The sequence below is a fragment of the Streptomyces sp. Act143 genome (assembly GCF_003143935.1).
Classification (GTDB): Bacteria; Actinomycetota; Actinomycetes; order Streptomycetales; family Streptomycetaceae; genus Streptomyces.
On sequence record NZ_QFRX01000001.1, the window covers coordinates 1200769 to 1226943 of the forward strand.

Genomic DNA, 26175 nt, shown 5'->3' on the forward strand with positions numbered 1-26175 from the left:
CAACCCACCGCCCGCACGCACGCTACGGTGGACCGGCCGAGTCAATCGGCATCCAGACCCGCGTACCACGAGGTGGGGGCACAGCAGCGCCATGGCACAGGGCACGGTCCAGGTGACGCACACCGGCACATCGCGGTGGCGGCGCCGCACAGGTGAGTACGCGTCGCTCGCCGCCGCCCTGGAGGCCGCGGCCGACGGCGACGTCCTCACCATCGCCCCCGGCACCTACCGGGAGAACCTCGTCCTGCAGCGGGCGGTGACCCTGCGCGGCCCCGAGGGCTCCCCCGGCTCCGTGCGGATCGCGCCCGTGGACGGGGTGCCGCTCACCGTGCGGGCCTCGGCCGTGGTGCAGGACCTGCATGTGGAGGGCCAGGACGCGGCGGCACCGGCGCTGCTGGTCGAGGAGGGCACCCCGGAGCTGACGGACATCCGGATCGTCACCCGCTCCGCGGCCGGCATCGAGGTGCGCGGCGGCGCTCGCCCGACGGTGCGGCGCTGCTCGGTCGACAACCCGGCCGGGGTCGGCATCGCCGTACTCGACGGCGGGGGCGGGGTGTTCGAGGAGTGCGAGGTCGTCGCCGCCGGTCAGGCGGGTGTCGCGGTCCGCGGCGGTGCCCACCCGCGCCTGGAGCGCTGCCGGGTGCACCACGCCTCGGGCGTGGGCCTGTCGGCGACCGGGGAGAACTCCGCGCTGGAAGCGGTGGGTTGCGAGGTCTACGAGGTCCGCGGCAGCGGCGTCCAGGTCACCGCCCGGGCCACCGCCCACCTCACCGACTGCGATGTGCACCGCACCACCGCCGACGGCGTCACCCTCGACACGGACGCCGTGCTGACCCTGGCCGACTGCCGTATCCACGACATCCCCGAGAACGCCGTGGACCTGCGTTCGCGTTCGGTCCTGACGCTGACGCGCACGACGGTGCGTCAGTTCGGGCGCAACGGCCTGTCGGTGTGGGACCCGGGCACCCGCGTGGACGCCAACCAGTGCGAGATCTTCGACAGCACCGGCGACTACCCCGCGGTGTGGGTCAGCGACGGCGCGACCGCGGTGCTGGACTCCTGCCGGGTGCACGACGTGCCGGACGCGCTGTTCGTCCTCGACCGCGGCTCCCGCGCGGACGTCGTCGACAGCGACATCTCCCAGGTGCGCAACACGGCCGTGTCGGTGAGCGACGGCGCAACCGCCCAGCTCGACGACTGCCGCATCCGCGACGCCGCGACCGGCGCCTGGTTCCGCGACCACGGCAGCGGCGGCACCCTCAACAACTGCACGGTGGACGGCACCCAGACCGGCGTGATCGTCACCAAGGGCGCCGATCCCACCATCGAGCGGTGCACGGTCGACTCCCCCGCCGAGGCCGGCTTCTACGTCTCCGCCGGCGGCCGGGGCAGTTTCCTCAACTGCCGGGTCACGGGCAGCTCCGGCTACGGCTTCCACGTGATAGACGGCTGCCGCACCACGCTGCGCAAGTGCCGCACGGAACGCTGCTCGCGCGGCGGTTACGAGTTCGCGGACGCGGGCCCCGACACCGGTTCCGGCACCGGTCCCGTCGTCGAGGACTGCACCAGCGACGAGAGCGCGGGTCTGCGACCCCCCGCCGCCCACGAGACGGCTGTGCAGACGGCGAGCCAGTCCCCCGGCCTGCTCGGCGCCATCCCCGGGCAGCGCAGCACCGAACCGGAACCGCTGGTCGCCCCCGCCGAGCCGGAACAGCCCGCGCGCACCTCGAAGGCCGTCCTCGGTGAACTCGACGCGCTGGTGGGCCTGGACAGCGTCAAGCGCGAGGTGCGCGCCCTCACCGACATGATCGAGGTCGGCCGCCGCCGTCAGCAGGCGGGCCTGAAGGCGGCGTCCGTCAAACGCCACCTGGTCTTCACCGGCTCCCCCGGCACCGGCAAGACGACGGTCGCACGCCTCTACGGCGAGATCCTCGCCTCCCTCGGGGTGCTGGAGAAGGGCCATCTCGTCGAGGTCTCCCGCGTCGACCTGGTCGGCGAGCACATCGGCTCGACGGCCATCCGCACCCAGGAGGCCTTCGACAAGGCGCGCGGCGGCGTGCTGTTCATCGACGAGGCGTACGCGCTGTCGCCGGAGGACTCGGGCCGTGACTTCGGCAAGGAGGCCATCGACACGCTGGTGAAGCTGATGGAGGACCACCGGGACGCGGTCGTGGTGATCGTCGCGGGCTACACGGCCGAGATGGAGCGCTTCCTCTCGGTCAACCCCGGTGTGGCGTCGCGCTTCTCGCGGACCATCACCTTCGGCGACTACGCACCCGACGAGCTGCTGCGGATCGTCGAGCAGCAGGCCGAGGAGCACGAGTACCGGCTGGCGCCGGGTGCGCCGGAGGCCCTGCTGAAGTACTTCACGGCGATCCCCAAGGGCCCCGCCTTCGGCAACGGCCGCACCGCCCGCCAGACCTTCGAGGCGATGGTGGAGCGGCACGCGAGCCGGGTCGCCCAGGTCGAGGAGCCGAGCACGGACGACCTGACCCTGCTGTTCGCGCAGGACCTGCCGGACCTGCCCTGACCGCGAGCTATCGCTGGGCCGGCACGTCCGGCCGCAGCCGGGCCAGCAGTCGCGCCCGCTCCTGCGCGAAGGCCGGGTCCGCCTGATAGTCGGAGTGGCCCAGGATCGGCGCGGGCAGCGGGTGTTGATCGGTGCGGCCGTACGCCAGCGGGTCCGCGAGGGGTTCGTGGTCGACCTCGGGGCCGCAGTCGCCGGGCAGGCGCATGGGCCCGCCGATCGGGTCGGTGGGCCGGTACAGATTGCGCCAGCAGGCCACTTCGTGGTGCAGGGCGCTGAGCGCGGCCGGCCCGAAGTGGGCCGGGAACCAGCGGCCGTAGAGGCGCTCCAGGGGTGAGCCGTAGGTGAGCAGGGCGACCCTGCGACGGTCGGCGGGTGTCAGCTGCCAGGCCGCGGCGGCGGCGAGGACGCTGCCCTGGGAGTGTCCGGAGATCACCAGACGGCCGCCGGTGGCCCGCGTCCAGGTGGCCATCCGCCAGGTCAGGTCGGGTACCGCGCGCTCGGCGTAGCAGGGCGGGGCGAAGGGGTGTGCGGCGCGCGGCCAGAAGGTGCCGACGTCCCACAGGATGCCGATGGTGCGGCGCGCGGAGGGGTCCTTGTAGGCGCGCCTGCCCCAGGTGACGAACAGTATGAAGCCCACCCCGATCAGCCAGGAGCCGAGGGCCTGCGCGGTGTCGGCGGCACCCTGGAGGACGGCGTAGGAGTTCCCCGCCGCCTCGGCGGGCACCTTCTCCGTCGTCATGGCGCCCACCAGCGCTCCGGCGCCGAGCAGCAGGGTGGTGGCGGAGGTGACGGCGAGGATGCGCGGGGCGCGGTCGGTGAGGGTGGCCAGGGCGCGGGCGGTGGCGATGCCCCGGCTGCGGGCCCGGTCCTTGGGTTCGCCCGGGTACTCGGTGTCGACGGCGGCCAGCTCCGCCCGGCGCAGCACCCAGGCACGGCGGCCGAGCCTGCCGCCCAGGACCAGCAGGACGACGAGGAGCGGCGGGATCACCGACGCCTGCCAGGTCAGCAGGACCGGCGGCCCGGGGATCGAGGCGCCGGTGCCGTCCAGCCAGTCGGAGACCCGTTGGGAGACCCCGCCGGACATCACTCCGCCGAGCGCGCAGGCCAGCATCGCGACGGCCGGACCGCCGAGGCCGCGCATCGCGGCGCGCGGGTCGGGGTGCGTGCGGTGCAGGACCCGGGCGACGACGGCCATGGCGATGACGATCAGGCCCTGGACGAGGGCGATGCCGCCGAAGGTCGCGTCCCCCGGCAGCCGCCCCCGTGACTCCCACCCCGGCCGCTCCCAGCCTGCGTACACGAGGGTGAGCAGGAGCAGCGCGAGCGCGGCGAACGGCAGACGTCGTACGAGGTGCTCGTCGACCTCCCGGTCGAGGCGGTTCTCGCTGCGGCCGCGGCGGCAGACCACCCACACGACGGTCACCGCACCCGCGGTGAGCGCCGCGAGCAGGAGCCGGCCGAGCGCGTCGAGCAGGGCGGGGCCGCCCGCGCGGAAGTCGAAACCGGCCGCCGCAGAGCCGACCGCCGCGGCGACCGTGAGCAGGGCGGCGGCGGTGTGCGCGGCGCGCAGCCGGGCCACCAGCCGGCGTCCGTACCAGAAGCCGGGGCGGCCGAGCGCGGTGCGGGCGGTGTCCTCGTCGTGCTCGGCCGGGTGGACCAGGGGCTGCTGGGACTCGTACGCGTTCCAGGTGCGGTGGGACAGATACCAGAGCAGGCCGGTCAGCGCGGCGGGCAGCAGGGCGGCGAGCGCGAGGCGGCGGCCGGGGCGGCTCCACCAGCCGCCGTCGGAGACGGTCGGCGACAGGAAGCCCAGCCAGGTGTGCCGGTCGGCGCACGCGCGCGTGCCCGCGCACTGCCAGGCGGTCAGGTCGAGGGCGACCTCGCAGACGGCCGCGACCAGCAGCACCGTCAGGGTCAGCGCGGCGAGGCGTACCAGCAGCCCGTAGAGACGGACCGTCCGCTTGCGGCCGCGGGCGCTGGGGCGCATCCAGTGCGCGAGGTTGACCACCATGAACGGCAGCAGCAACAGCCACAGGGCGCGGGAGGAGTTGCCGGAGGTGAGGTTGCACCAGACGTACGCCTCGGGCACCGGCTCCTCGCGGCGCTCCCGCGGGCCCGCGCTCTCGGCCCCGACGTCCTCGGCGCGCCGGAACACGGCCGCCGTGTCGTCGCCGGTGATCCGTACGGTCCGCGGATCGTCGAGCATCTTCTCGGGCGTCGTCCCGCCCACCCCGTGGACCAGGAGCTCCAGGGCGGAGCCGGTCGTCGAGGCACGTTCCTGTGCACGTTCCACTGTTCGCACTTCCCCCGTGACGCGCCGTCGGCATGTGTCGGTGCGGCCTCCAGGATCTCCGCTGGGGCGGCCTCGTACACCTCTCGTCACGGAATCTCCCCGATCCGTGTGACCCTCGGCGGATCTCTGCGGGCGAGGTGACATGCGCGCGTCGTGACAGTCGGTGCCGCGGCCCGTACCGTGACGTGCGAGGATGGGGCGTCCACGCACCGAGGACGGGGAGGATGTCCTGGTCGGAGCTGGTGCGCAGGGCGTGTCGGACGGATTGCGGCGAAAGGACCGGAGCGTACGTGAGTGAGAATCAGAACCTCCTCGCGGAGCAGCGGCGCGCCCTCATCCTGGACGAGGTGCGGCGGCGCGGCGGCGTCCGGGTGAACGAGCTGACCCGCAAGCTCGGCGTGTCGGACATGACGGTGCGCCGCGATCTCGACGCGCTGGCCCGCCAGGGGGTCCTGGAGAAGGTGCACGGCGGCGCGGTGCCGGTGGTGGAGGCCAGCACCCACGAGCCGGGTTTCGAGGCCAAGTCGGGCCTGGAGCTGACGGCCAAGGAGGACATCGCGCGCGCGGCGGCCGAACTGGTCGCGCCGGGCAGCGCGATCGCGCTGTCGGGCGGTACGACGACGTACGCGCTGGCCCAGCATCTGCTCGACGTGCCGGATCTCACGGTCGTGACGAACTCGGTGCGGGTGGCCGACGTCTTCCACGCGGCGCAGCGCACCTCGGGTCCGCGGCAGGGGGCCGCCACGGTCGTGCTGACCGGCGGCGTGCGCACGCCGTCCGACTCCCTGGTGGGGCCGGTTGCCGACCAGGCGATCGCGGCGCTCCACTTCGACGTGCTCTTCCTGGGCGTGCACGGCATATCGGTCGAGGCGGGACTGTCCACGCCGAACCTCGCGGAGGCGGAGACCAACCGCCGTCTGGTGCAGTCGGCGCGCCGGGTCGTGGTGGTCGCCGACCACACCAAGTGGGGCACGGTGGGCCTGAGTTCGTTCGCGGCGCTGGAGCAGGTCGACACGCTGGTGACGGACGCCGGACTGCCCGCCGCGGCGCGCGAGGAGGTCGCCGAGCATCTGCGGCGGCTGGTGGTGGCGGGCGAGTCCTGAGCGGGTAAAGACAGTTGATGGAGCGTCAGCTACGGTGACACCCTCCGATCGTCACGAGGAGGGTGTCGGCCATGGCGCACCAACTGCGCGAGGTGGGGCTCGACTTCGTCGAGTCGGCTCCCGTACGGCTGGTCTTCGCAAGGGAGTTGTCCGCCCCGCCGGAGAAGGTGTTCCGGGCGCTCGCCGATGACGTGCCGGGCTGGGCGGAGTGGTTCTCCGCGGTGACCGTGGCCCGGCTCGCGGATGACGGCATCACGCGCGAGATACGCCTCAAGGGCGGTGGGCGCTTCCAGGAGACGGTCATCGCGGCGAAGAAGCCCGAGCTGTACGCCTACCGCGTCGACGTCGCCAATGCCCCCGGCGCCCGGGCTCTCGTCGAGGAGTGGCGGCTCACCCCCTCAGGGGCGGGTACCCGGGTGCGGTGGACGTTCGCCACGGACGGCACGGCCGCGTACCGCGCCGTCGCGAAGCTCGCGGCACCGGGACTGGGGCGCGCGTTCCGCGGTGCGGCCGCCGCACTGGACCGGCGGCTGGCACGACAGAGCTCAGCAGGGCCAGACGCCCGTCGCCAGCAGTGAGTCGATCGCCGCGCTGTACGGCGCGATGTCCAGGCCCTGTTCGGTGAGCCACGCGTCCGAGTAGTACTTGTCGAGGTAGCGGTCGCCCGGGTCGCACAGCAGGGTCACCACGCTTCCCTGCCGGCCCTCGGCCACCATCTCGGCGACGATCTTCAGCGCGCTCCACAGCCCGGTCCCGGTCGAACCGCCGGCCTTGCGGCCGATGGCCCGCTCCAGGGCGCGTACGGCGGCGACGCTCGCCGCGTCGGGGACCTTCATCATCCGGTCGACGGCGCCGGGCACGAAGCTCGGTTCCATGCGCGGTCGGCCGATGCCCTCGATACGGGACCCGCAGTCGCAGGTGACGTCCGGATCGCCGGTGGTCCAGCCCTCGAAGAAACAGGAGTTCTCCGGGTCGGCGACACAGATGCGGGTGTCGCGCTGCGTGTAGTGGACGTACCGGGCGATGGTCGCCGAGGTGCCGCCGGTGCCGGCCGTGGCGACGATCCAGGCCGGCTCCGGGAACCGCTCCAACTCCAGCTGGCGGAAGACGGATTCGGCGATGTTGTTGTTGCCGCGCCAGTCCGTGGCCCGTTCCGCGTAGGTGAACTGGTCCATGTAGTGGCCGCCGGTGTCGGCCGCGAGACGGGCCGACTCCTCGTACATCTTGCGCGAGTCGTCCACGAAGTGGCACCGCCCGCCGTGGAACTCGATCAGTCGGATCTTCTCGGCGCTCGTCGTGCGCGGCATGACGGCGATGAAGGGCACCCCGATCAGCCCCGCGAAGTACGCCTCGGAGACCGCCGTCGAGCCGCTGGACGCCTCGATCACCGGGCGGTCCGGCCGGATCCAGCCATTGCACAGGGCGTAGAGGAAGAGGGACCGGGCCAGCCGGTGCTTGAGGCTGCCGGTCGGGTGGGTCGACTCGTCCTTCAGGTACAGGTCGATGCCCCACCGCTCGGGCAGCGGGAAGCGCAGGAGGTGGGTGTCGGCCGAGCGGTTGGCGTCGGCCTGGACCTTTCGGACGGCCTCTTTCAGCCAGTCACGGTAGGCGGGGTCGCTGCGGTCGACGTCGAGGGTGTCGAGGGTCTCGCCCGTCCGGGATTGCTGGGGAGTGGGCACGGCGCGGCTCCTAAGGGGTGGCGTCGACGACGGATCGCGCTGCCGACGCACCGATCATAAACACCTTCCGCACGCTTCTCACCTGCATAAACACACCTTTGAGCACCTCAAAGAGCACCCTGGGGGCGCGCTTCGCAGCACTCTGGGGGCGCATTCGCGCGAGTGCTCCGGGCGGTCCGGCCGAGGGCGTCATGCGCACTGGTGCTCGACGCCGGGTGCGGGCAGACTGCACCGGACGGGACGAAGGTCCCCACGGGGGCGCACACTGGATCACGCAGGCGGCCGGTTCACGATCACACGATCGCGGGCCGGCTCGACGAGGGCGCACTAGGGGGCGGGGAGGCATGGCGGAACCGGAGTTCACGGCCACGGGCGTGCGGATCGGGAAGCGGCTGCGCTCCCTCACCCGGGCCGGACAGGTGCGGATCAGCGGCGGCAGACTGGAACTGCTCACCAGCTACGGCAGCGAGATCGACAGCGCGCCGGTGCAGGCGGTGCGCGCCTCCAAGCCCTGGTTCGCCCCCGACGACAGGGCACTTGCCGACCTCAACGGCAAGCGGTACCTGCTCACACTCGGCGACCACGATCCCGCTCCGGGCGAGCCGGGACCACCGGCGGCACGCCGGTTCATCGAGGCGGTGCGGAAGGCCGCGGGGCGCAAGGGGTGAGGCACCGCGAGTTGCGGTGACCCACCCCCTGGGTCACGCTGTTCTCACGTCACTCTGGGTTTACCGGCGATAACGCTGCGAACCAGCCCGCCGGGCATGGCAGCAGGCGGCCGCTTCACCAGGCGCCCTGCTGGATCGATCCGAACTCCGTGTTCTTCCGGACCTCTTCAGTCGGGGAGTCGCAGCCGTGATCAGTCACCCAAGCAGGCACTGCACGGTGGAGCTCCAAGCCCTGCCGTCGCGGATCGGCCAGGTCCGCAGAATCGTCTCTGCGCAGTTGCGCTACTGGCATCTGGACCCCCTCATAGACCGGGCGGCGCTCGGTGTGACGGAGCTGTTGACCAACGTCCACCGGCACGCCCAGCCCGACAAGATGTGCACCGTGGAGATCGAGCTGCTGCTCGACCGGCTCACGGTCTCGGTGCACGACCACGACCCGCGACTGCCGGCCGTGGAGACCATGACGGACGACGCCGACTCGCTCGCCACGTGCGGACGCGGGCTCGCGATGGTGGCCGCCGTCAGCGAGAGCTGGGGCGTGCGGGCGAACGGCGAGTCGGGGAAGGTCGTGTGGTTCACGCTCTCCGCAGCCGCCGCCGCTTCGGCGCGCGCGCCGCGCAGGACCCCGGGCAAGACCACCGGCGGCATGTTCGCCGAGGTCGAGCACGCCATCGACGGCCGCAGGGCCGAACACGCTCCCGCCCGGTCGGCCGTTGCCGGCTGACCGGGCGGTGACAGGCGCCGCCGCTCTCAGGGCACCGGCTGAAGCCGGCGCTCGCGCAGGGCCGCCGTGCACACGTCCGCCGTCGCCCGGGCGTGGTCCGCCGGATCGTGCCCGGGTACGAGAACGCCGCTCACCCCGTCGCGGACCGCCGCCGGCAGACCGCCGGCCTCGGCGGCGATGACCGGGATGCCGCAGGCCTGCGCCTCGACGGCCACCCGGCCGAAGGAGTCGCTGCGGGACGGCATGACCGGCACGGAGGCCGCCCGGTACCAGGCGGCGAACCGGTCTTCAGCGCCCGGCGGCCGGAACCGTATGGTGTCGCAGCTGCCCGGGCGTGCCGTCAGTTCCTGCGGTCACAGGCCGGGGTAAAGCGGGTGCTTGTCGGCCAGGGCCTTGACCCGGGCCTTGAGCGCCTCGGCGTCGTACGACGGCTTCAGCACCGCCGCGATCACGTCCGCGACCTCGGCGAAGTCCTCGGCCGTGAAGCCGCGGGTGGCCAGCGCCGGGGTGCCGATACGCAGGCCCGACGTCACCATGGGCGGGCGCGGATCGTTGGGGACGGCGTTGCGGTTGACCGTGATGCCGACCTCGTGCAGCCGGTCCTCGGCCTGCCGGCCGTCCAGCTCCGACTCGCGCAGGTCCACCAGGATCAGGTGCACGTCCGTGCCACCGGAGAGCACGTTGACCCCGGCCTCGCGGGCGTCGTCGGCCGTCAGACGCTCGGCGAGGATGCGCGCACCCTCCACGGTACGCCGCTGCCGCTCCTTGAACTCCTCGCTCGCGGCGACCTTGAAGGACACCGCCTTCGCCGCGATCACATGCTCCAGCGGACCGCCCTGGAAGCCCGGGAAGACGGACGAGTTCAGCTTCTTGGCGAAGTCCTGCCTGGCCAGGATGATCCCGCCGCGCGGGCCGCCCAGGGTCTTGTGGGTGGTGGAGGTGACCACGTCGGCGTACTCGACCGGGTTGGGGTGCAGCCCGGCCGCGACCAGACCGGCGAAGTGCGCCATGTCGACCCACAGGTGGGCCTCGACCTCGTCGGCGATCCGCCGGAACTCCGCGAAGTCCAGCTGCCGCGGGTAGGCGGACCAGCCGGCGATGATCACCTTCGGGCGGTGCTCCTTGGCCAGGCGCTCCACCTCGGCCATGTCGACCAGACCGGCGTCGTCGACGTGGTAGGCGACCACGTTGAACTGCTTGCCGGAGAAGTTCAGCCGCATGCCGTGGGTGAGGTGCCCGCCGTGCGCGAGGTCCAGGCCGAGGATCGTGTCGCCGGGCTGGGCCAGCGCGAACAGCGCGGCCTGGTTGGCGGAGGCGCCGGAGTGGGGCTGGACGTTGGCGTACTCGGCGCCGAACAGCTCCTTGACCCGGTCGATGGCGATCTGCTCGGTGACGTCGACGTGCTCACAGCCGCCGTAGTAGCGCCGTCCCGGGTAGCCCTCGGCGTACTTGTTGGTCAGGACCGAGCCCTGCGCCTCCATGACCGCCAGCGGAGCGAAGTTCTCCGAGGCGATCATCTCCAGCGTGGACTGCTGACGGTGCAGCTCGGCGTCGACCGCCGCGGCGACCTCCGGATCGAACTCATGCAGGGAGGCGTTGAACAGGGTCATCGGCGGTCTCCTTCGGCGGGGAAGAGCGGGGACAGGAGACGAGAGGTGTCTCATATGAAACAACGTCAATCGCTATACGCAACATGGTTTCCGTGCGGCCCGGCGCTTGTCAAGGGAGCGGTCGCGCATCAATTTCCTATGGCGCTCCATGTTGCATGTAACGCAACATAGGGAGCTCATGCCACGTTCGAGCGCGCAGTCTCCTTCCCCTGAGGAACGGGCGGCCTTAAGGTGCGCACAGACACCCGGAGTCGAGTGCCCAACCGGCCCCGAGCGCGGGCGCCATGCCCCCTCGCCACGCATCGGCGATCGCGTACAGTTGCGTCATGAGCAACGGAAGCGCAGATAGCGAAACAGTGGTTCCCGCCTCGAACGGGGTGCAGTCCGTCGACCGTGCCGTCAGCGTCCTGGAGATCCTCGCCCAGCGCGGCGAGGCGGGCGTCAGCGAGGTAGCGGCCGAGATCGAGGTCCACAAGTCGACCGCGTTCCGGCTGCTCGGCGCCCTGGAGGCGCGCGGCCTCGTCGAGCAGACCGCCGAACGCGGCAAGTACCGGCTGGGTTTCGGGGTCGTACGACTGGCCGGTGCGGTCACGGGCCGGCTCGACGTCACCCAGCAGGGCCGGCAGGTGTGCGAGCGGCTCAGCGAGGAGATCGGCGAGACCGTCAACATCGCTGTCCTCCAGGAGCACTATGCGGTCAACCTCCACCAGGTCCGCGGCCCCGGCGCCGTCGGCACCCACAACTGGGTCGGCCAGCTCACCCCGGTGCACGCCACGTCGAGCGGCAAGATCCTGCTGGCCCACCTGTCCGAGAAGGAGCGCGCCGACGTGCTCGCGGCGTCCGGGACGAAGAAGCTGACGCCGCACACGCTGACCGTCAGGACGAAGCTGGAGAAGGACCTGGCCGCGGCGCGCGAACGCGGATACGCCGTGACACTGGAGGAACTCGAGCTCGGACTGCACGCCATGGCGGCCCCGATCCGGGCCCGGGACGGCGAGGTCGTCGCCGCTCTCAGCGCCTCCGGACCGGCGTACCGCTTCACCGAGGACCGCATCCATGAACTCGCGCCCCTGCTGATGAAGGGCGCGCAGGAGATCAGCCACCGGATGGGCTTCCTGGGCTGAGCCGCCCTCTCCCCGACCGCCTCGGCGCCCCTACGGGCCGCGTACCGGTGGTGGGGGTCGTGACGGTCGCAGGGTTCGGCTTTCCGTGCGGATGACGGCGGACGCGGCAGACGCCGGTCAGACGTATTCGGTTGCCGCGTCGAGCAGCCAGTCCGCCAGGTAGCCGGCGAACGTCGAGCGGACCAGCACCCAGAACCCTGCCCTGGTTTCGTCCCGGGCGACCAGGATCACCTGCGTGCGCCCCAGGGTGGTCTGGGCGCAGCGGCCCGGACCGAAGGCCCGCGGGTGCAGGTCCAGGGCACAGCCGTGGGCCAGCAGGTCGACCGCGCGGGGGCCGGTGACCAGGAGCGTGGTGCGCTGCGCGGAGACGTCGGTGACGGAGACCGGCTCGTCTGCCGCGGCCTCCCGGATCCGGCTCTCCAGGTCCCGTGCGCCGCCCGGCCGGCCCACCAGCAGCCATTCGTCCGGGCCGAGCCACAGTGCGGTCGACTCCCCCGCGCGGACCACGGTGTTGGGCTGGAGGGGAAGCTGGAGGCCCAGCGCCAGCCCGACGGCCTCCGCCGCCGGTCCCTTGGCGTCGAACCGGACGTTGAGCTGGGTGAGGAAGGGGAGTTCGGCCAGCCGGATCGCGCCGCCGGAACCGCGGGTGGCGGCGGCCAGACGGGCGGCGGCGTGGGCCAGGGGGCTGGTGAGTGCGGTGTCAGCCATCACGGCGGGCTCCCTCGGGGTCGTAGAGGACGGGGCCGGCGACGGTCACCGGGACCAGCCGGTCGCCGACGGGGGCGTAGAGCCGCTCGCCGATGCGGTCCCGGCCGCCCTTGATCAGGGCGAGCGCGAAGGTCCGGCCCAGCGCCGCGCTGCGGTAGCTGGAGGTGACGTGGCCCAGCATCGGGACGGGCGGGGCGGGCAGCGCACTGTCGGCGACCAGCTGCGTGCCCTCGGGCAGGAAGGCCGCCGGGTCCTCGGGGAGCAGGCCGACCAGGTGCTTGCGGTCGGGGCGGGCGGTGTCGGCGCGGGCGTAGGAGCGCTTGCCGATGAAGTCGGGCTTCTTCTTCGAGACCGCCCAGCTCATGCCGAGGTCGTGCGGGGTGACCGTGCCGTCGGTGTCCTGGCCGATGATCGGGTAGCCCTTCTCGGCGCGCAGCACGTGCATGGTCTCGGTGCCGTACGGGGTGATGCCGTACGGGGCGCCGGCCTCGTGCACCGCCTCCCAGAGGGGCAGGGCCTGCCACGGGGACACGTTGATCTCGTAGGCGAGTTCACCGGAGAAGCTGATCCGGCAGACCCTCGCCTCGATGCCCGCGACGGTCGTCTCCCGCCACGCCATGAACGGGAAGTCCTCGTTGGACACGGCCAGTTCGGGAGCGAGCGAGGCGAGCACCGCGCGGGACTGCGGGCCGACCAGGGCGACCGTGGCCCACTGCTCGGTCACGGAGGTGCAGTGGACCTTCAGTTCTGGCCACTCCGTCTGGAGCCACTCCTCCATCCAGTCCAGGACGGCGGCGGCGTTGCCGGTCGTCGTGGTGACCAGGAAGCGGTCCTGGGCGACGCGGATGACGGTGCCGTCGTCGAAGACCATGCCGTCCGGGCGGCACATCACGCCGTAGCGGATCATGCCGACCTTCAGAGTACTCATCATGTTGGTGTAGAGCAGGTCGAGGAAGGCGCCGGCGTCCGGGCCCTGGACGTCGATCTTGCCCAGGGTGGAGGCGTCCATGAACCCCACGCTCTGGCGCGTCGCGGCGCACTCGCGCAGCACCGCGGCCTCCATGTCCTCGCCGTCCCGCGGGTAGTACCAGGGGCGCTTCCACTGGCCGACGTTCTCGAACAGCGCGCCGTGCGCGACGTGCCACGCGTGGAGGGCGGTCGTGCGGACCGGGTCGCTCAGGGCGCCCCGGTCGCGGCCCGCGAGGGCGGCGAAGGAGACCGGGGTGTACGGCGGGCGGAACGTGGTCGTGCCGAGCGCCGAGATGTCCACGCCGAGCAGTTCGGCGACGACGCCACCGGCCAGGACTCCGGACGTCTTGCCCTGGTCGTTGGCGGTGCCCGCGGTCGTGTAGCGCTTGGTGTGCTCGACCGAGCGCATGCCGGCGCCGGTGGCGCGGGCCAGGTCGGCGACGGTGACGTCGCGTTGGAGGTCGACGAAGCACGGGCCGTCCGTGGCGCCCGGGACGACGTACACGTGCATGGGCGGGGTGTACGGCTGGGCGGCGACGGCCGGGAGGCGGGGCGCCTCGGCGGTGTAGCCCTCCGCCTCGATCGCGCGGGCGCCCGCCGCGGCGCCCTGGGCGAGGGCTCCGGCCAGGTCGGACACTCCGCTCGCGCTGCCCGCGACCTCGACGGCCTGGCGACCGCTGTCCGGGACGAAGGAGCCGAGTTCCTCGTCGTGGCGGAGCCTGCCGCCGGACTGGCTGAACAGGTGGGCCACCGGGTTCCAGCCGCCGGAGACCAGCAGCAGGTCCACGGCGAACTGCCGCTGCCCGGCGGACTCGCCGTACGGGGCGACGGTCACGGAGGTGATCCGCGGGTTGCCTTCCGTGCCGATGACGGCGTGGCCTGGGAGGACCTCGATGCCGGCCGCGCGGGCGCGCGCCGCCCACTCCCCCGGTTCCGGGCGCGTGTCGACGACGGCGGTGATCTCGATGCCCGCCGCCTTGGCGTCCAACGCCGCCGCGTAGGCGCTGTCGTTGGTGGTGAGGACGACCGCGCGGCGGCCCGGCAGGGCGCCGTGCCGGTTGATGTGGGTGCGGGCCGAGGAGGCCAGCATCACGCCGGGGCGGTCGTTGTCCGGGAAGGCCAGTGAGCGTTCGTGGGCGCCGGTGGCGAGGACGACCCGGCGGGCGCGGATGCGCCAGACGCGTTCGCGGGCGGTGGTGGCGGGGGCGGCCGAGCCGAGGTGGTTGGTGCGGCGTTCGACGGCGAGGAGGTGGTTGTCGTCGTAGTAGCCGAAGACGGTGGTGCGGGGCAGGACGCGGACCTCGGGGGCGGCGGCCAGCCGGTCGGCGGTCTCCCGCACCCAGTCGAGGTGTTCGCCCGTGCCGAGGAGGCTGCCACCGGGTTCCGGCTGGTCGTCGGCGAGGATCACGCGGGCGCCGCTGCTCGCCGCGGCGGCGGCAGCGGCGAGTCCGGCCGGGCCCGCGCCCACGATCAGGAGGTCGCAGTGGGCGTGTACGGCGTCGTAGCGGGCGGGGTCGGGGGTGGTGGCGAGGCGGCCCTGGCCGGGGAGGGCGGTGGCGACGAGGCCGTCGTAGAGCTCGACGGTCGTCGCGGGGAGCATGGGCTCGGGGAAGGGTTCCTCGATCTGGATCACCGCGTTGGGCTCTTCGACGCCTGCGGAGAAGATGCCCCGGGGGCGGCCGAGCTTGATGCTGGTGCCGGTCTGGATGACGCCGTTGGCGAGGAGGGCGGAGGCGAGGGTGTCGCCCTGGTAGCCCTGGTATGCGGTGCCGTCGAAGGTGAAGGTGAGGGGGGTGGTGCGGTCTATGCGGCCCCGGGTGGGGTGGCGGAACGGCTGGGTTTCCTCACCCCCGCCGCCCCTGCCCGTCCCATCCTCCAGGGGTTCCGCCCCTTCGGCCCCGGCCGGGGGCTCTGCCCCCAGACCCCCGGTCGGCCCTGAAAGGGCCTTGTCCTCAGACGCCGGACGGGCTGGGATGGCCGGACTCGGCTGAGACCTGACCGGCTTGGGTTCCGGCACCGCCGGGCGTTCCTCTCCTGTCCTGTACACCGTCAGGATCTCGTTCGTCGATGTGTCGCGTACCGCGTTGAACCAGCGGCGGCAGCCTGCCGCGTGGCTCCAGCGCTCCGCGAAGGGGCCCTTGGGGTTGTCGCGGAAGAAGAGGTAGCGGGCCCATTCATCGTCGCTGAGGGACGACGGGTTCTCCGGGTAGGGGACGTGGGCCTGTCCGCCGTAGTGGAACTCGGCCTCGTCGCGGGGCCCGCACCACGGGCAGGGGATCAGCAGCATGTCGTTCGGCTCCCTTGAGGATCCCTTAGTGGGCCACGGCGGCGGCGCCGTGCTCGTCGACGAGCGCGCCGGTGGTGAAACGGTCGAGCGAGAAGGGGGCGTTGAGCGGGTGGGGGGTGTCGTGGGCGATCGTGTGGGCGTAGACCCAGCCCACCCCCGGGGTGGCCTTGAAGCCGCCCGTTCCCCAGCCGCAGTTGAGGTAGAGGTTCTGCACCGGGCTGAGACCGACGATCGGTGAGGCGTCGGGGCTCACGTCCACGATGCCGCCCCAGGTGCGCAGGACGTGGGCGCGGGCGAAGACCGGGAAGAGCTCCAGGGCCGCCGCCATCTGCTCCTCGATGATGTGGAAGGCGCCGCGCTGGGTGTACGAGTTGTACGCGTCGATGCCCGCGCCCATCACCAACTCGCCCTTGTGGGCCTGGCTGACGTAGACGTGGACGGCGTTGGACATGACCACCGTGGGGTGGACCGGTTCCAGGAGCTCCGAGACCAGGGCCTGCAACGGGTGGCTCTGGAGGGGCAGTTCGACACCCGCCATGGCGGCCAGTACGGACGTGTGGCCCGCCGAGCAGAGGGCGACCTTGCCCGCGGCTATCGGGCCCAGGTTCGTCCGGACCCCGACGACCTGGTTGCCGACCACGTCGAGGCCGGTGACCTCGCAGTTCTGGATGATGTCGATGCCTGCCGCGTCCGCCGAGCGGGCCAGGCCCCAGGCCACGTGGTCGTGCTTGGCGATGCCCGCGCGGGGCTGGTACGTCGCGCCCAGCACCGGGTAGCGCACGTCCGGGGAGATGTTCACGATCGGGCAGACCTCGCGCACGCCCTCCGCGTCCAGCCACTCCGCGTCCACGCCGTTGAGGCGGTTCGCCTCCACGCGGCGCACGCTGTCGCGGACGTCCTGGAGGCTGTGCGCCAGGTTCAGCACACCGCGCTGGGAGAAGAGGATCGGGTAGTCGAGCTCCTCCGCCAGGCCCTCCCAGAGCTTGAGGGCGTGCTCGTAGATGCCGGCGCTCTCGTCCCAGAGGTAGTTGGAGCGGATGATCGTGGTGTTGCGGGCCATGTTGCCGCCCGCGAGCCAGCCCTTCTCCAGCACCGCTACGTTCGTGATGCCGTGGTTCTTCGCCAGGTAGTGGGCGGTGGCCAGGCCGTGGCCGCCGCCGCCGACGATGACGACGTCGTACGACCGCTTCGGCTCAGGGGTGCGCCACAGCCGGTCGGGGTGTTCCGGCAGTTCGGCGCCGGGGGTGCGGGGGCTCATCGGGCGGCTCCGTCCGCTCGGCGCGACAGGGGCAGGTTCATACGGTGTTCGCGTTCCTCTCGGCGGCCTCGACGACGTTGGCGAGCAGCATCGCGCGGGTCATGGGGCCCACTCCGCCGGGCATGGGCGCGAGCCATCCGGCGATCTGGGCGGCGTCCGGGTGGGTGTCGCCGACCAGTCCGGCGTCGGTGCGGGTGATGCCGACGTCCAGGACGGCCGCGCCGGGGCGGAGCATGTCGGGGGTGATGAGTGCGGGTGAGCCGGCGGCGGCGATCACGATGTCGGCCTCGCGGACGTGCCAGGCCAGGCCCTTGGTGCCGGTGTGGCAAAGGGTGACCGTCGCGTTCTCGGAGCGGCGGGTCAGGAGAAGGCCGATGGGGCGGCCGACCGTGATGCCGCGGCCGATCACGCACACCCGTGCTCCGGCCAGGGGGACGTCGTGGCGGCGCAGGAGTTCGACGATGCCGCGCGGGGTGCACGGCAGCGGGGCCTCGACGCCGAGGGTGAGGCGGCCGAGGTTGACGGGGTGCAGGCCGTCGGCGTCCTTGGCCGGGTCCATGCGTTCCAGTACGGCGTTGGCGTCCAGGTGCTGCGGGAGCGGGAGTTGGACGATGTAGCCGGTGCAGGCCGGGTCGGCGTTGAGTTCGTCGATGACGTCCTCGACCTGCCGGCGGCCGGCGTCGGCGGGCAGGTCGCGGCGGATCGACGCGATGCCGACCTCGGCGCAGTCGCGGTGCTTGCCGCCGACGTAGGCGCGGCTGCCGGGGTCGTCGCCGACCAGGACGGTGCCGAGGCCCGGCGGGCGGCCGGTGAGGGCGGTCAACTTGGCGACGCGCTCGGTGAGTTCACGGCGGATGGCGGCGGCGGTCGCCTTGCCGTCGAGGAGTTGGGCGGTCATCGTCTTCCCTCGGTCAGCCGCGCAGGCGGGACATGGTGGGGTCGAACAGGGGCTCCTCGGCGACGACCGCCTCGATGCGCTGGTCGAAGTAACCGATGTGCAGCGTGCTGCCGGGGGTGGCGAGGTCCGTCGGGAGCCAGGCGTAGGCGATGCCCTTGCCGATGGTGTAGCCGTAGGCGGCGCTGGTGACGTAGCCGACGGCGCGGTCACCGTCGTAGACCGGCTCCTTGCCCAGGACGACCGACCGCGGGTCGGCGATGGTCAGGCAGGTCAGTGTGCGCCGGACGGCGGACTTGCGGCGCTCCAGTGCGGCCTTGCCGATGAAGTCGTCCTTGTCGAGCTTGACGGCGAAGCCGACGCCGGCCTCGTAGGGGTCGTGCTCGTAGGTCATGTCGGTGCCGAAGGAGCGGTAACCCCTCTCCAGGCGGAGGCTGTTGAAGGCGCCACGGCCGGCGATCACACCGCCGAGCGGCTGCGCCGCCTGCCAGAGGGTGTCCCAGAGTTTCTGGCCCTGGTCGGCGGTGGTGTACAGCTCCCAGCCGAGTTCGCCGACGTAGGACAGGCGCATCGCGGTGACCGGGACGCTGCCGATGTAGGCGCGCTTGGCGCGGAAGTATGTGAGGCCCTCGTTGCTGAAGTCCGCGTCCGTCAGCGGCTGGAGGACCTTGCGGGCGAGCGGGCCCCACAGGCCGATGCAGCAGGTGCCGGGCGTGATGTCGCGGACCTGGACGGTGCCGTCGGCCGGGAGGTGGCGGGTGAACCAGTCGAGGTCGAGGTTGCCGTTGGCGCCGACCTGGAAGAGGTCGCGGGCGAGCCGGGCGACGGTGATGTCGCTGCGGATGCCGCCGTCGTGGTCGAGGAGCAGGGTGTACGTCACCGAGCCCACGGACTTGGCGACCTTGCCGGTGCACAGGCGCTCCAGCAGGTCGGCGGCGCCGGGGCCGCTCACCTCCAGCCGCTTGAGGGCCGTCATGTCGTACAGGGCGACGGTCTCGCGGGTGGCCTGGGCCTCGGCGCCGACGATGGGCGACCAGTACTGCGCGGCCCAGTCGTTGGGGGTGGGGATCGAACGGCCCTCCACCAGGCCCGCGTTGGCCTCGTACCACTGCGGGCGTTCCCAGCCGTTCGCCTCCAGGAAGAAGGCGCCGTGCTCCTGCTGGCGGGCGTGGAAGGGGCTGGTGCGGATCGGGCGCGGGTCCCCGGAGGGCTGGAGGGGGTGGAGGATGTCGTAGACCTCGACGAAGTTGCGGCAGTCGCGGGCCAGGACGTACTCCGGGGAGAGCTGGTGCGGCTCGAAGCGGTTGACGTCGCACTCGTGCAGGTCGAAGGACGAGCAGTGGCCGTCGACCAGCCACTCGGCCATCGCCCGGCCGACGCCCGCGGAGTGGGTGACCCAGACGGCCTCGGCGACCCAGAAGCCCTTGAGGTCCGGGGACTCGCCGAGGAGCGGGAAGTTGTCGGTGGTGAAGGAGAACAGGCCGTTGATGCCCTCCTCCACCTTGGCCTCGCGGGTCGAGGGGAGCAGGGACCGGGTCTCCGCCCAGGCGGGCTCGAAGTCCTCCTCGGTGAACTTCAGGACGGACGGCATCTCGGCGTTCTCGTCGAAGGCGCGGATGTCGTCCGCGGAGATCGGCATCGGGCGGTGGCCGTAGTAGCCGATGCCGATGCCGTCGTAGCGGTCGCGGTAGTAGAGGTCGGCGTCCTGGTGGCGCAGGATCGGGCGGACGGCCTCCTCGGTCTGGCCGGCCAGCGCGGGGATCGGGCCGGTCCAGGCGAGCTGGTGGGCGAGCGGGGTCAGCGGGAGGTTCATGCCGGCCATGCGGGCGATCTTCGGGCCCCAGATGCCGGCGCAGCACACGACGATGTCGGCCGGGATCTCGCCCTGGTCGGTCAGGACGCCGGTGACCTCGCCATCGGCCTTGAGGACGTCGAGGACCTCGTGCCGGGCGAGGAAGCGGACGCCGCGCTCGGTGGCCCGGCGGATCTGCGCCTCGACGGCGAGGACGGCCTTGGCGAGGCCGTCGGTGGGGACCAGCAGGCCGCCGAGGACCTTGTCGCGGTCGACGAGCGGGTGCCGCTCGACGCACTCCTCGGGGCTCAGCAGCCGGGACTCGATGCCCCAGGCGGTGATCCAGCCGTGGCGGCGGTGCAGTTCCGTCAGCCGCTCCGGGGTGGTCGCCACTTCCAGGCCGCCGACCTGGAGGAAGCAGGGCCGGCCGTCGACGTCGAGGGAGCAGAACTTCTCGACGGTGTAGCGGGCCAGCTCGGTCATGGTCTTGGAGGAGTTGGTCTGGAAGACCAGGCCCGGGGCGTGCGACGTGGAGCCCCCGGTGGCGGGCAGCGGGCCCTGGTCGACCACGGTCACTTCGGTCCAGCCGCGTGCGGAGATCTCGTCCGCGAGAGCCGCGCCGACGACTCCCGCTCCGATGATGACCACTCGGGGTCCCGCCATCGCCGCACCTCCGGTTGAGTTGCTTTGTACGCAACATGGTTCAGGCTGCGCAACTCAATGTGCCTCCCGTGCAGGTGGGTGTCAAGAGGTCCGCTGACGTCGGGGAACAGCCGGAAAGCAGTCGGCGGAACGGCCGGAGGAACAGCAATGCCCGGTGAGCGGTGCGCGTCCGCGCGCACCGCTCACCGGGCATCCGGGAACGTTCTACTTGATCCAGGCGTCGACCTTGGAACGGTTGGCCTCGACCCACTTCTCCGCCGCCGCCTCGGGCGTCATCTTGTCCACCGCGATGTACTTGGCGACGGTGTTCTGGTCGTCATTGGTCCAGGTGAAGTTCTTGACCAGGTCATAGGCGGGGCTGCTCGACTTGGCGAACTTCGCGCTGACGATCTTGTCCAGCTTGTACACGGGGTAGTCGCAGGCGACCTTCTCCGCGTCGGCGTCACAACCCGACTTGTACTCCGGCAACTTGACCTTCTTCAGCGGCACCTCGGACATGAACCACTGGGGCTCGTAGAAGTAGCCGATCACCCATTCCTTGTCCTTCTCCGCCTTGCGGAAGGCCTGGATGAGGGCGGTCTCGCTGCCCGCGTACACCACCTTGAAGTCCAGCTTGAGGTTCTTCACCAGCGCCTCGTCGTTGGTGACGTACGACGGGTCGCCGTCGAGGAGCTGGCCCTTGCCGCCGGACTCGGAGGTCTTGAAGTTCGCCGCGTACTTGTTCAGGTTCTTCCAGTCCAGGATGTCGGGGTGCGCCTTGGCCAGCCACGGCGGCACGTACCAGCCGATGAGGCCTTCGTTGCCGGTCGCGCCCGCCTCGACGGCGGTCTTCTGGTCGGTGATGTACTTCTTCTTCAGGTCGTCGTGGCCCCAGTTCTCGACGATGGCGTCGACCTCGCCGGTCCCGAAGCCCTGCCAGGCGATCTCCTCCTTGAGGTCCTTCTGGTTGACCTTGCAGTGCAGGTCGTTCTCGGCGACGTGGGCGAGGACCGCCGCGTTGGCCTCGTAGCCGACCCACGGGTTGACCGCCAGGTTGAAGGTGCCGCACTTGCCGGACTCGCCCGCGCCGCCGGCGTCGTCCTCGCCGACCTTCGCGCCGCCGCAGGCCGTCAGGGTGAGACCGAGTATCGCCATGCCGGCCGCGCCGGCCCGCCAGTGTCCTGCCATGGTGTGGTGCTCCTTATGCGCCGGCGCGGCGAGCCGCTGCCTGAGTGATCCGGTCGAACATGACTCCGAGAAGGACGATGGCGAGCCCCGCGGCGAGCCCCTTCCCGTACAACTGGCCCTGCGAGAAGCCGGCCACGACGTCGTAGCCGAGGGCGCCGGCCCCCACCAGGCCGCCCACCACGACCATCGACAGCACGTAGATCAGGCCCTGGTTGGTCGCGAGGGTCAGGGCGCTGCGGGCCATCGGCAGCTGGACCTTGGTGATGATCTGCCAGGTGTTGCACCCGGCCGAGGTGGCCGCTTCCACGGTGGTGGCGGGCACGTTGCGCACCCCGTCGGCGACGATCTTCATCGCCACGGGGGCCGCGTAGACGACGGCCGCGACGATCGCCGTGAAGCGGGTGGCGCCGAACAGCGCGAGGAACGGCACGAGGTAGACGAACGGCGGCATGACCTGGGCGGCGTCGAGCGTGGGGCGCAGCACCCGGTCGACGACTCGGCTTCGTCCCATCCAGACCCCGAAGCCGATGCCGAGCACCATCACCAGGACGGTGGCGACCACGGTGGAGGCGAGCGTCGTCATGCTGTCCGACCACACTCCGGTGGCGACCAGCAGACCGACGCACACCGCGGTGGTGATGCCCGCGGTCCGGCCGCCGAGGACGACGCCGAGTGCGACGAGGGCCGCGCCGACGAGCCACCACGGGGAGTCGGTGAGCAGGGTCTGGAACGGGTTGAGCAGGCCGTTGGTGATCGCGTCACGGAAGCCGTTGGTGAGGCCGGACAGGTTGTCCTGGGCCCAGGTGGTGGCGGTGGCGGCGGCGCTCGCGATGTCGGTACCGATGCCGCCCTCGCCGGGGAACTCCGCGGCCCACACGTAGGTGTGCGACAGGTAGACCAGTACGGCCGTGACCGCGGCGCCCGCTCCCAGCAGCGGTCGCCGCCAGGCGAGGAACCGGCTGCCGGAACCGCGGGCCGTCTCCTCACGCGCGCTCGCGGCGGTGGTGACCCGGTCCAGCACGATGGCCATGACGACGATGGCCAGACCCGCGTTGAAGGCGGTGCCGACGTCGAGCGACTGGAGCGCCTGGACGACGGTCTTGCCGAGGCCGGGCGCGTCGATCAGGGCGGCGATGGTCACCATGGCCAGCGCGGCCATGATCGTCTGGTTGACGCCCATCACCACGGTCCGCTTGGACATCGGCAGCAGGACCTTCAGCAGGGACTGCCGGCGCGTGGCGCCGAGCGAGTCGGCGGCCTCGACCGTCGTCTCCGGTACGGAGCGGATGGCGTGCGCGGTGATGCGGATCGTCGGCGGGGCCGCGTAGATCAGGGTGGCGATGGTGGCGGAGGCCGGGCCGATCTGGAAGAACAGGGTCAGCGGGGCCAGGTAGACGAAGGTCGGCATCGTCTGCATGAGGTCCAGGAAGGGCGTCACGATCGCGTTGAACCGGTCGGACAGTCCCGCCCACACGCCCAGCGGGATCGCGAACAGCAGCGCCACGAACACGGCGGAGGCGGTGAGCGCCAGGGTGTCCATGCTCTCCTGCCACAGGCCCTGGAGGCCGAGGAAGGTGAAGCCGGCCACGGCCAGCAGCGCGACCCGCCAGTTGCCCACGGCCCAGGAGACGTAGCCGGTGATGCCGACGACGCCCAGCCAGCCGATCTGCGGGACCGGGCGGTCGCCGGTCGGCTGCGAGATCAGCTCCTGGACGAAGGTCACCAGGTTGTCGATGACCAGGCGGATCTCGTTGAAGAAGTACAGGAAGAGCGGGTTGGAGTTGCGGTTCGCGCCGATCGAGTCGTTGACGTCGTTGAACCAGCGGTGCAGGTCCGTCAGGTCGGCCGCGGCCAGGGCGAGGGTCTGCCTGCCGCGCAGCACGACGAAGAGGACGAGCCAGACGACGAAGATCGCCGCCACCACCATGGAGCGGCTGATCCTGCGTTCGGTTTTCGCGGGAGCCGCCGGTTTCCCGACGCTCTCGGTCCTCTCGGGTTTCTCCATCGCGACGGTCATCGGACGCCGCCTTCCTGCCCGGCGACCACCGCGAGGATCTCCTCGTCGCCGACGATCCCGAGCAGCTTGCCGTCCTCGACGACCTTGACCGGCCTGTCGGCGGCGAGGACCGCGCGGGTGGCCTCCTTGACGACCACGTCCGGACCGAGCTCGGGGCCGTCCAGTTCGTCGCCGTCGGCCGGGGGGCGCATGATCCAGCGCAGGGTGAGGACGTCGCCGCGCGGCACGTCCTTCACGAACTCCCGTACGTAGTCGTCGGCGGGGGCGCCCACGAGCTCGTCGCCGGTGCCGCACTGGACCGTCTTGCCGTCGCGCATGATGAGGATGCGGTCGCCGAGTTTGAGGGCCTCGGAGAGGTCGTGGGTGATGAACACCATGGTCTTGCCGACCTCGTGGTGCAGCCGGATGACCTCGTTCTGCATGTCCCGGCGGATCAGCGGGTCGAGCGCGGAGAACGGTTCGTCGAAGAAGAGCACGTCCGGGTCCCCGGCCAACGCCCGGGCGAGACCGACGCGTTGCTGCATGCCGCCGGAGAGCTGGGCGGGGTAGGAGTTCTCGTACCCGGCGAGGCCGACCAGGTCGACGACCTCCATCGCCCGCTCGGTGCGCTCGGCCCGGCTCGTCCCCCGGATCTCCAGTCCGAACGCCACGTTGTCGACGACGCGACGGTGGGGCAGCAGACCGAAGTGCTGGAAGACCATGGAGAACTTGCGGCGGCGCAGGTCGCGCAGGCGTGCCGGGTCCGCCTGGCGGATGTCCTCGCCCTCGAAGACGACCTCGCCGGCGGTGGGTTCGATCAGCCGGGTCAGACAGCGCACCAGGGTGGACTTGCCGGACCCGGACAGGCCCATCACGACGAAGACCTCGCCGGGCGAGACGTCGAAGTGGACGTCGCGCACGGCGGCGGTGCAGCCGGTGCGGTCCATGAGCTCGCGGCGGGTCAGGCCGCACAACTCCTCGGAGTCCGGCACCCGGTCGGCCTTCGGCCCGAACACCTTCCACAGCCTGCGCACGGAGATGACCGGGGTCGCGCCCGAGTCCTGAGGGGTGCTGCCCCGCTGCGGCACCTCGGTCTGTGTGGTCACGTTCGACCTTCTTTCGGCGGTCAGCCGCGGAACCAGTGCTGCGGCCGGGGTTGGATGTTCTGCCAGATGTGTTTGGGCTCTCGGTACTCCGCGAGGCCGGTCGGTCCCAGTTCCCGGCCCACTCCCGAGTGCCCGAAGCCACCCCATTCCGCCTGCGGCACATAAGGGTGGTAGTCGTTGATCCACACCGTGCCGTGCCGCAGCCGCCGGGCGACCCGCTGGGCCTTGCCGGCGTCCTGTGTCCACACGGCTCCGGCGAGTCCGTACTCGGTGTCGTTGGCGATGCGGACGGCGTCGTCCTCGTCGGTGAAGCGCTCCACGGTGAGCACGGGCCCGAAGGACTCCTCGTGCACCACGCGCATGTCCTGGCGGCACTCGTCGAGGACGGTCGGCGGGTAGTAGTGGCCGTTCGCCAGCGCCGGGTCGGTGGGGCGCCGGCCGCCGCAGCGCAGGACCGCGCCCTCGGCGAGGCCAGCGGCCACGTACGCCTCGACTTTCTCCAGGTGCTGGGCGGAGATCAGCGCCCCGGTCTCGGCCTCGGTGTCGAAGGGGCCGCCGAGGCGGATCTGCGCCGCCCGGCGCACGACCTCGTCGACGAAGCGGTCGTGCAGCGAGTCCTCGACGATCAGCCGGGCACCGGCCGAGCAGACCTGGCCCGAGTGCAGGAAGACGGCCGTGAGGGCGAAGTCCACGGCCGTCTCGAAGTCGGCGTCGGCGAACACGACGTTGGGGTTCTTGCCGCCCAGCTCCAGCGCCACCTTCTTCACGCTCGCCGCGGCGGTGGCCATGATGCGCTTGCCGGTCTCCAGGCCGCCGGTGAAGGAGACCATGTCGACGTCCGGGTGCTCGGCGAGCGGGGCGCCCGCCTCGGGGCCGGTGCCCAGCACGAGGTTGGCGGCACCGGCCGGGAGTCCTGCCTCCTCCAGCGCCCGCATCAGCAGGACGGAGGTGGAGGGGGTGAGCTCACTGGGCTTGAGGACGATGGTGTTGCCGGCCAGGAGGGCCGGCGCGACCTTCCAACTGGCTTGCAGGAGCGGGTAGTTCCACGGCGTGATCAGGCCGCACACCCCGATGGGCTCGTACACGACGCGGCTGACGGCGTCGTCCCGGCCGGTGTCGATGACGCGTCCGGCGTCGGTGCCGCCGATGCCGCCGTAGTGGCGGAAGCAGGAGACGACGTCGGCGATGTCGTACTCGCTCTCCACCAGCCGCTTGCCGGTGTCCAGCGACTCGGCGCGGGCGAACTCCTTGGCGTCGCGCTCGATCAGGTCGGCGGTGCGCAGCAGGAGTGCGCCGCGCTCCCGTTCGGGGGTGCCCGGCCAGGGCCCTTCGTCGAAGGCTCGGCGGGCCGCGGCGATCGCCGCCTCCGTGTCGGGGCGGGTCCCCTCCGAGACGGTCGCCACGACGGTGCCGTCTGCGGGGCAGCGGATCTCCCGGTGGCCGCCGGCCACCGCGTCCCGCCACTGTCCATCCACGTACAGGTCTGCCACGCGCCGAACCTTTCAGAGAAGTCGTTGCGCATTGTGCACCCGATTGCTTGTGATGGAACACCCTGGCGAATGTCCAGACAGGCGTCAAGAGGTTGGTGGATGACGATTTCGCA

General features: G+C 71.7%; 18 protein-coding genes and 1 pseudogene. 6 read left to right on the plus strand and 13 right to left on the minus strand.

From position 1 onward, the window contains the following. Nucleotides 1–91 precede the first annotated feature (91 nt). Nucleotides 92–2530 (plus strand): right-handed parallel beta-helix repeat-containing protein, encoded by a 2439-nt coding sequence (locus DI272_RS05305; RefSeq protein WP_181387094.1) that lies wholly within the window; start codon nt 92–94, stop codon nt 2528–2530. A gap of 7 nt (nt 2531–2537) precedes the next feature. Here DI272_RS05305 and DI272_RS05310 read toward each other — a convergent pair whose 3' ends face one another. Continuing rightward, on the minus strand, nt 2538–4823 hold the full coding sequence (locus tag DI272_RS05310) for a hypothetical protein (protein WP_109493979.1): 2286 nt from the start codon (nt 4821–4823) through the stop codon (nt 2538–2540). 290 nt (nt 4824–5113) lie between these two features. On the opposite strand from DI272_RS05310, the gene DI272_RS05315 reads away from it, so the two are divergent. Further along, nucleotides 5114–5926, plus strand: a complete 813-nt coding sequence (locus DI272_RS05315; RefSeq protein WP_109493980.1) for a DeoR/GlpR family DNA-binding transcription regulator — start codon at nt 5114–5116, stop codon at nt 5924–5926. A gap of 71 nt (nt 5927–5997) precedes the next feature. Next, nucleotides 5998–6504, plus strand: coding sequence for an SRPBCC family protein (locus DI272_RS05320; RefSeq protein ID WP_109493981.1), 507 nt, complete (start codon nt 5998–6000; stop codon nt 6502–6504). On the opposite strand, the gene DI272_RS05325 is transcribed toward DI272_RS05320, so the two are convergent. Beyond that, nucleotides 6472–7605 (minus strand): PLP-dependent cysteine synthase family protein, encoded by a 1134-nt coding sequence (locus DI272_RS05325; RefSeq protein ID WP_109493982.1) that lies wholly within the window; start codon nt 7603–7605, stop codon nt 6472–6474. The genes DI272_RS05320 and DI272_RS05325 overlap by 33 nt on opposite strands. A 344-nt stretch (nt 7606–7949) precedes the next feature. Here DI272_RS05325 and DI272_RS05330 point away from each other — a divergent pair, with 344 nt between their 5' ends. Beyond that, a complete protein-coding gene (locus tag DI272_RS05330) occupies nt 7950–8273 on the plus strand; it encodes a hypothetical protein (protein WP_109493983.1) in 324 nt (107 codons plus the stop codon). Between the two features lie 187 nt (nt 8274–8460). Continuing rightward, nucleotides 8461–8997: an ATP-binding protein gene (locus DI272_RS05335; RefSeq protein ID WP_109493984.1), complete on the plus strand. Its 537-nt coding sequence runs from the start codon at nt 8461–8463 to the stop codon at nt 8995–8997. 26 nt (nt 8998–9023) lie between these two features. Here the strand turns inward: DI272_RS05335 and DI272_RS05340 are convergent. Next, nucleotides 9024–9347, minus strand: a pseudogene (locus DI272_RS05340) (glycosyltransferase); the annotation flags it as partial. A gap of 3 nt (nt 9348–9350) precedes the next feature. Then, complete coding sequence (gene glyA / locus DI272_RS05345) at nt 9351–10607, minus strand: serine hydroxymethyltransferase (RefSeq protein ID WP_109493986.1); 1257 nt, start codon at nt 10605–10607, stop codon at nt 9351–9353. A gap of 326 nt (nt 10608–10933) precedes the next feature. On the opposite strand from glyA, the gene DI272_RS05350 reads away from it, so the two are divergent. Beyond that, a complete protein-coding gene (locus DI272_RS05350) occupies nt 10934–11731 on the plus strand; it encodes an IclR family transcriptional regulator (RefSeq protein WP_109493987.1) in 798 nt (265 codons plus the stop codon). 117 nt (nt 11732–11848) lie between these two features. On the opposite strand, the gene DI272_RS05355 is transcribed toward DI272_RS05350, so the two are convergent. From DI272_RS05355 to DI272_RS05395, 9 genes are all read right to left on the minus strand, one after another. Beyond that, entirely contained in the window at nt 11849–12439 is a 591-nt protein-coding gene (locus tag DI272_RS05355; protein WP_109493988.1) for a sarcosine oxidase subunit gamma, read from the minus strand. After that, on the minus strand, nt 12432–15695 hold the full coding sequence (locus DI272_RS05360; protein ID WP_109493989.1) for a sarcosine oxidase subunit alpha family protein: 3264 nt from the start codon (nt 15693–15695) through the stop codon (nt 12432–12434). Before DI272_RS05360 ends, DI272_RS05355 begins: the two co-directional genes overlap by 8 nt. A gap of 25 nt (nt 15696–15720) precedes the next feature. Then, on the minus strand, nt 15721–16953 hold the full coding sequence (locus DI272_RS05365) for a sarcosine oxidase subunit beta family protein (RefSeq protein WP_109493990.1): 1233 nt from the start codon (nt 16951–16953) through the stop codon (nt 15721–15723). A 37-nt stretch (nt 16954–16990) separates the two neighbouring features. Beyond that, entirely contained in the window at nt 16991–17851 is an 861-nt protein-coding gene (locus tag DI272_RS05370) for a bifunctional methylenetetrahydrofolate dehydrogenase/methenyltetrahydrofolate cyclohydrolase (protein WP_109493991.1), read from the minus strand. Nucleotides 17852–17864: 13 nt separating this feature from the next. Then, nucleotides 17865–20303 carry an FAD-dependent oxidoreductase gene (locus tag DI272_RS05375; RefSeq protein WP_109493992.1) on the minus strand — a complete coding sequence of 813 codons (2439 nt, stop codon included), beginning with the start codon at nt 20301–20303 and terminating at the stop codon, nt 17865–17867. Nucleotides 20304–20507: 204 nt separating this feature from the next. Beyond that, nucleotides 20508–21470 carry an ABC transporter substrate-binding protein gene (locus tag DI272_RS05380; protein WP_109493993.1) on the minus strand — a complete coding sequence of 321 codons (963 nt, stop codon included), beginning with the start codon at nt 21468–21470 and terminating at the stop codon, nt 20508–20510. 13 nt (nt 21471–21483) lie between these two features. Then, nucleotides 21484–23487 carry a proline/glycine betaine ABC transporter permease gene (locus tag DI272_RS05385; protein WP_109493994.1) on the minus strand — a complete coding sequence of 668 codons (2004 nt, stop codon included), beginning with the start codon at nt 23485–23487 and terminating at the stop codon, nt 21484–21486. Beyond that, nucleotides 23484–24572, minus strand: coding sequence for a glycine betaine/L-proline ABC transporter ATP-binding protein (locus DI272_RS05390; RefSeq protein WP_109493995.1), 1089 nt, complete (start codon nt 24570–24572; stop codon nt 23484–23486). Before DI272_RS05390 ends, DI272_RS05385 begins: the two co-directional genes overlap by 4 nt. A 20-nt stretch (nt 24573–24592) precedes the next feature. Further along, complete coding sequence (locus DI272_RS05395) at nt 24593–26062, minus strand: aldehyde dehydrogenase family protein (protein WP_109493996.1); 1470 nt, start codon at nt 26060–26062, stop codon at nt 24593–24595. Nucleotides 26063–26175 lie beyond the last annotated feature (113 nt).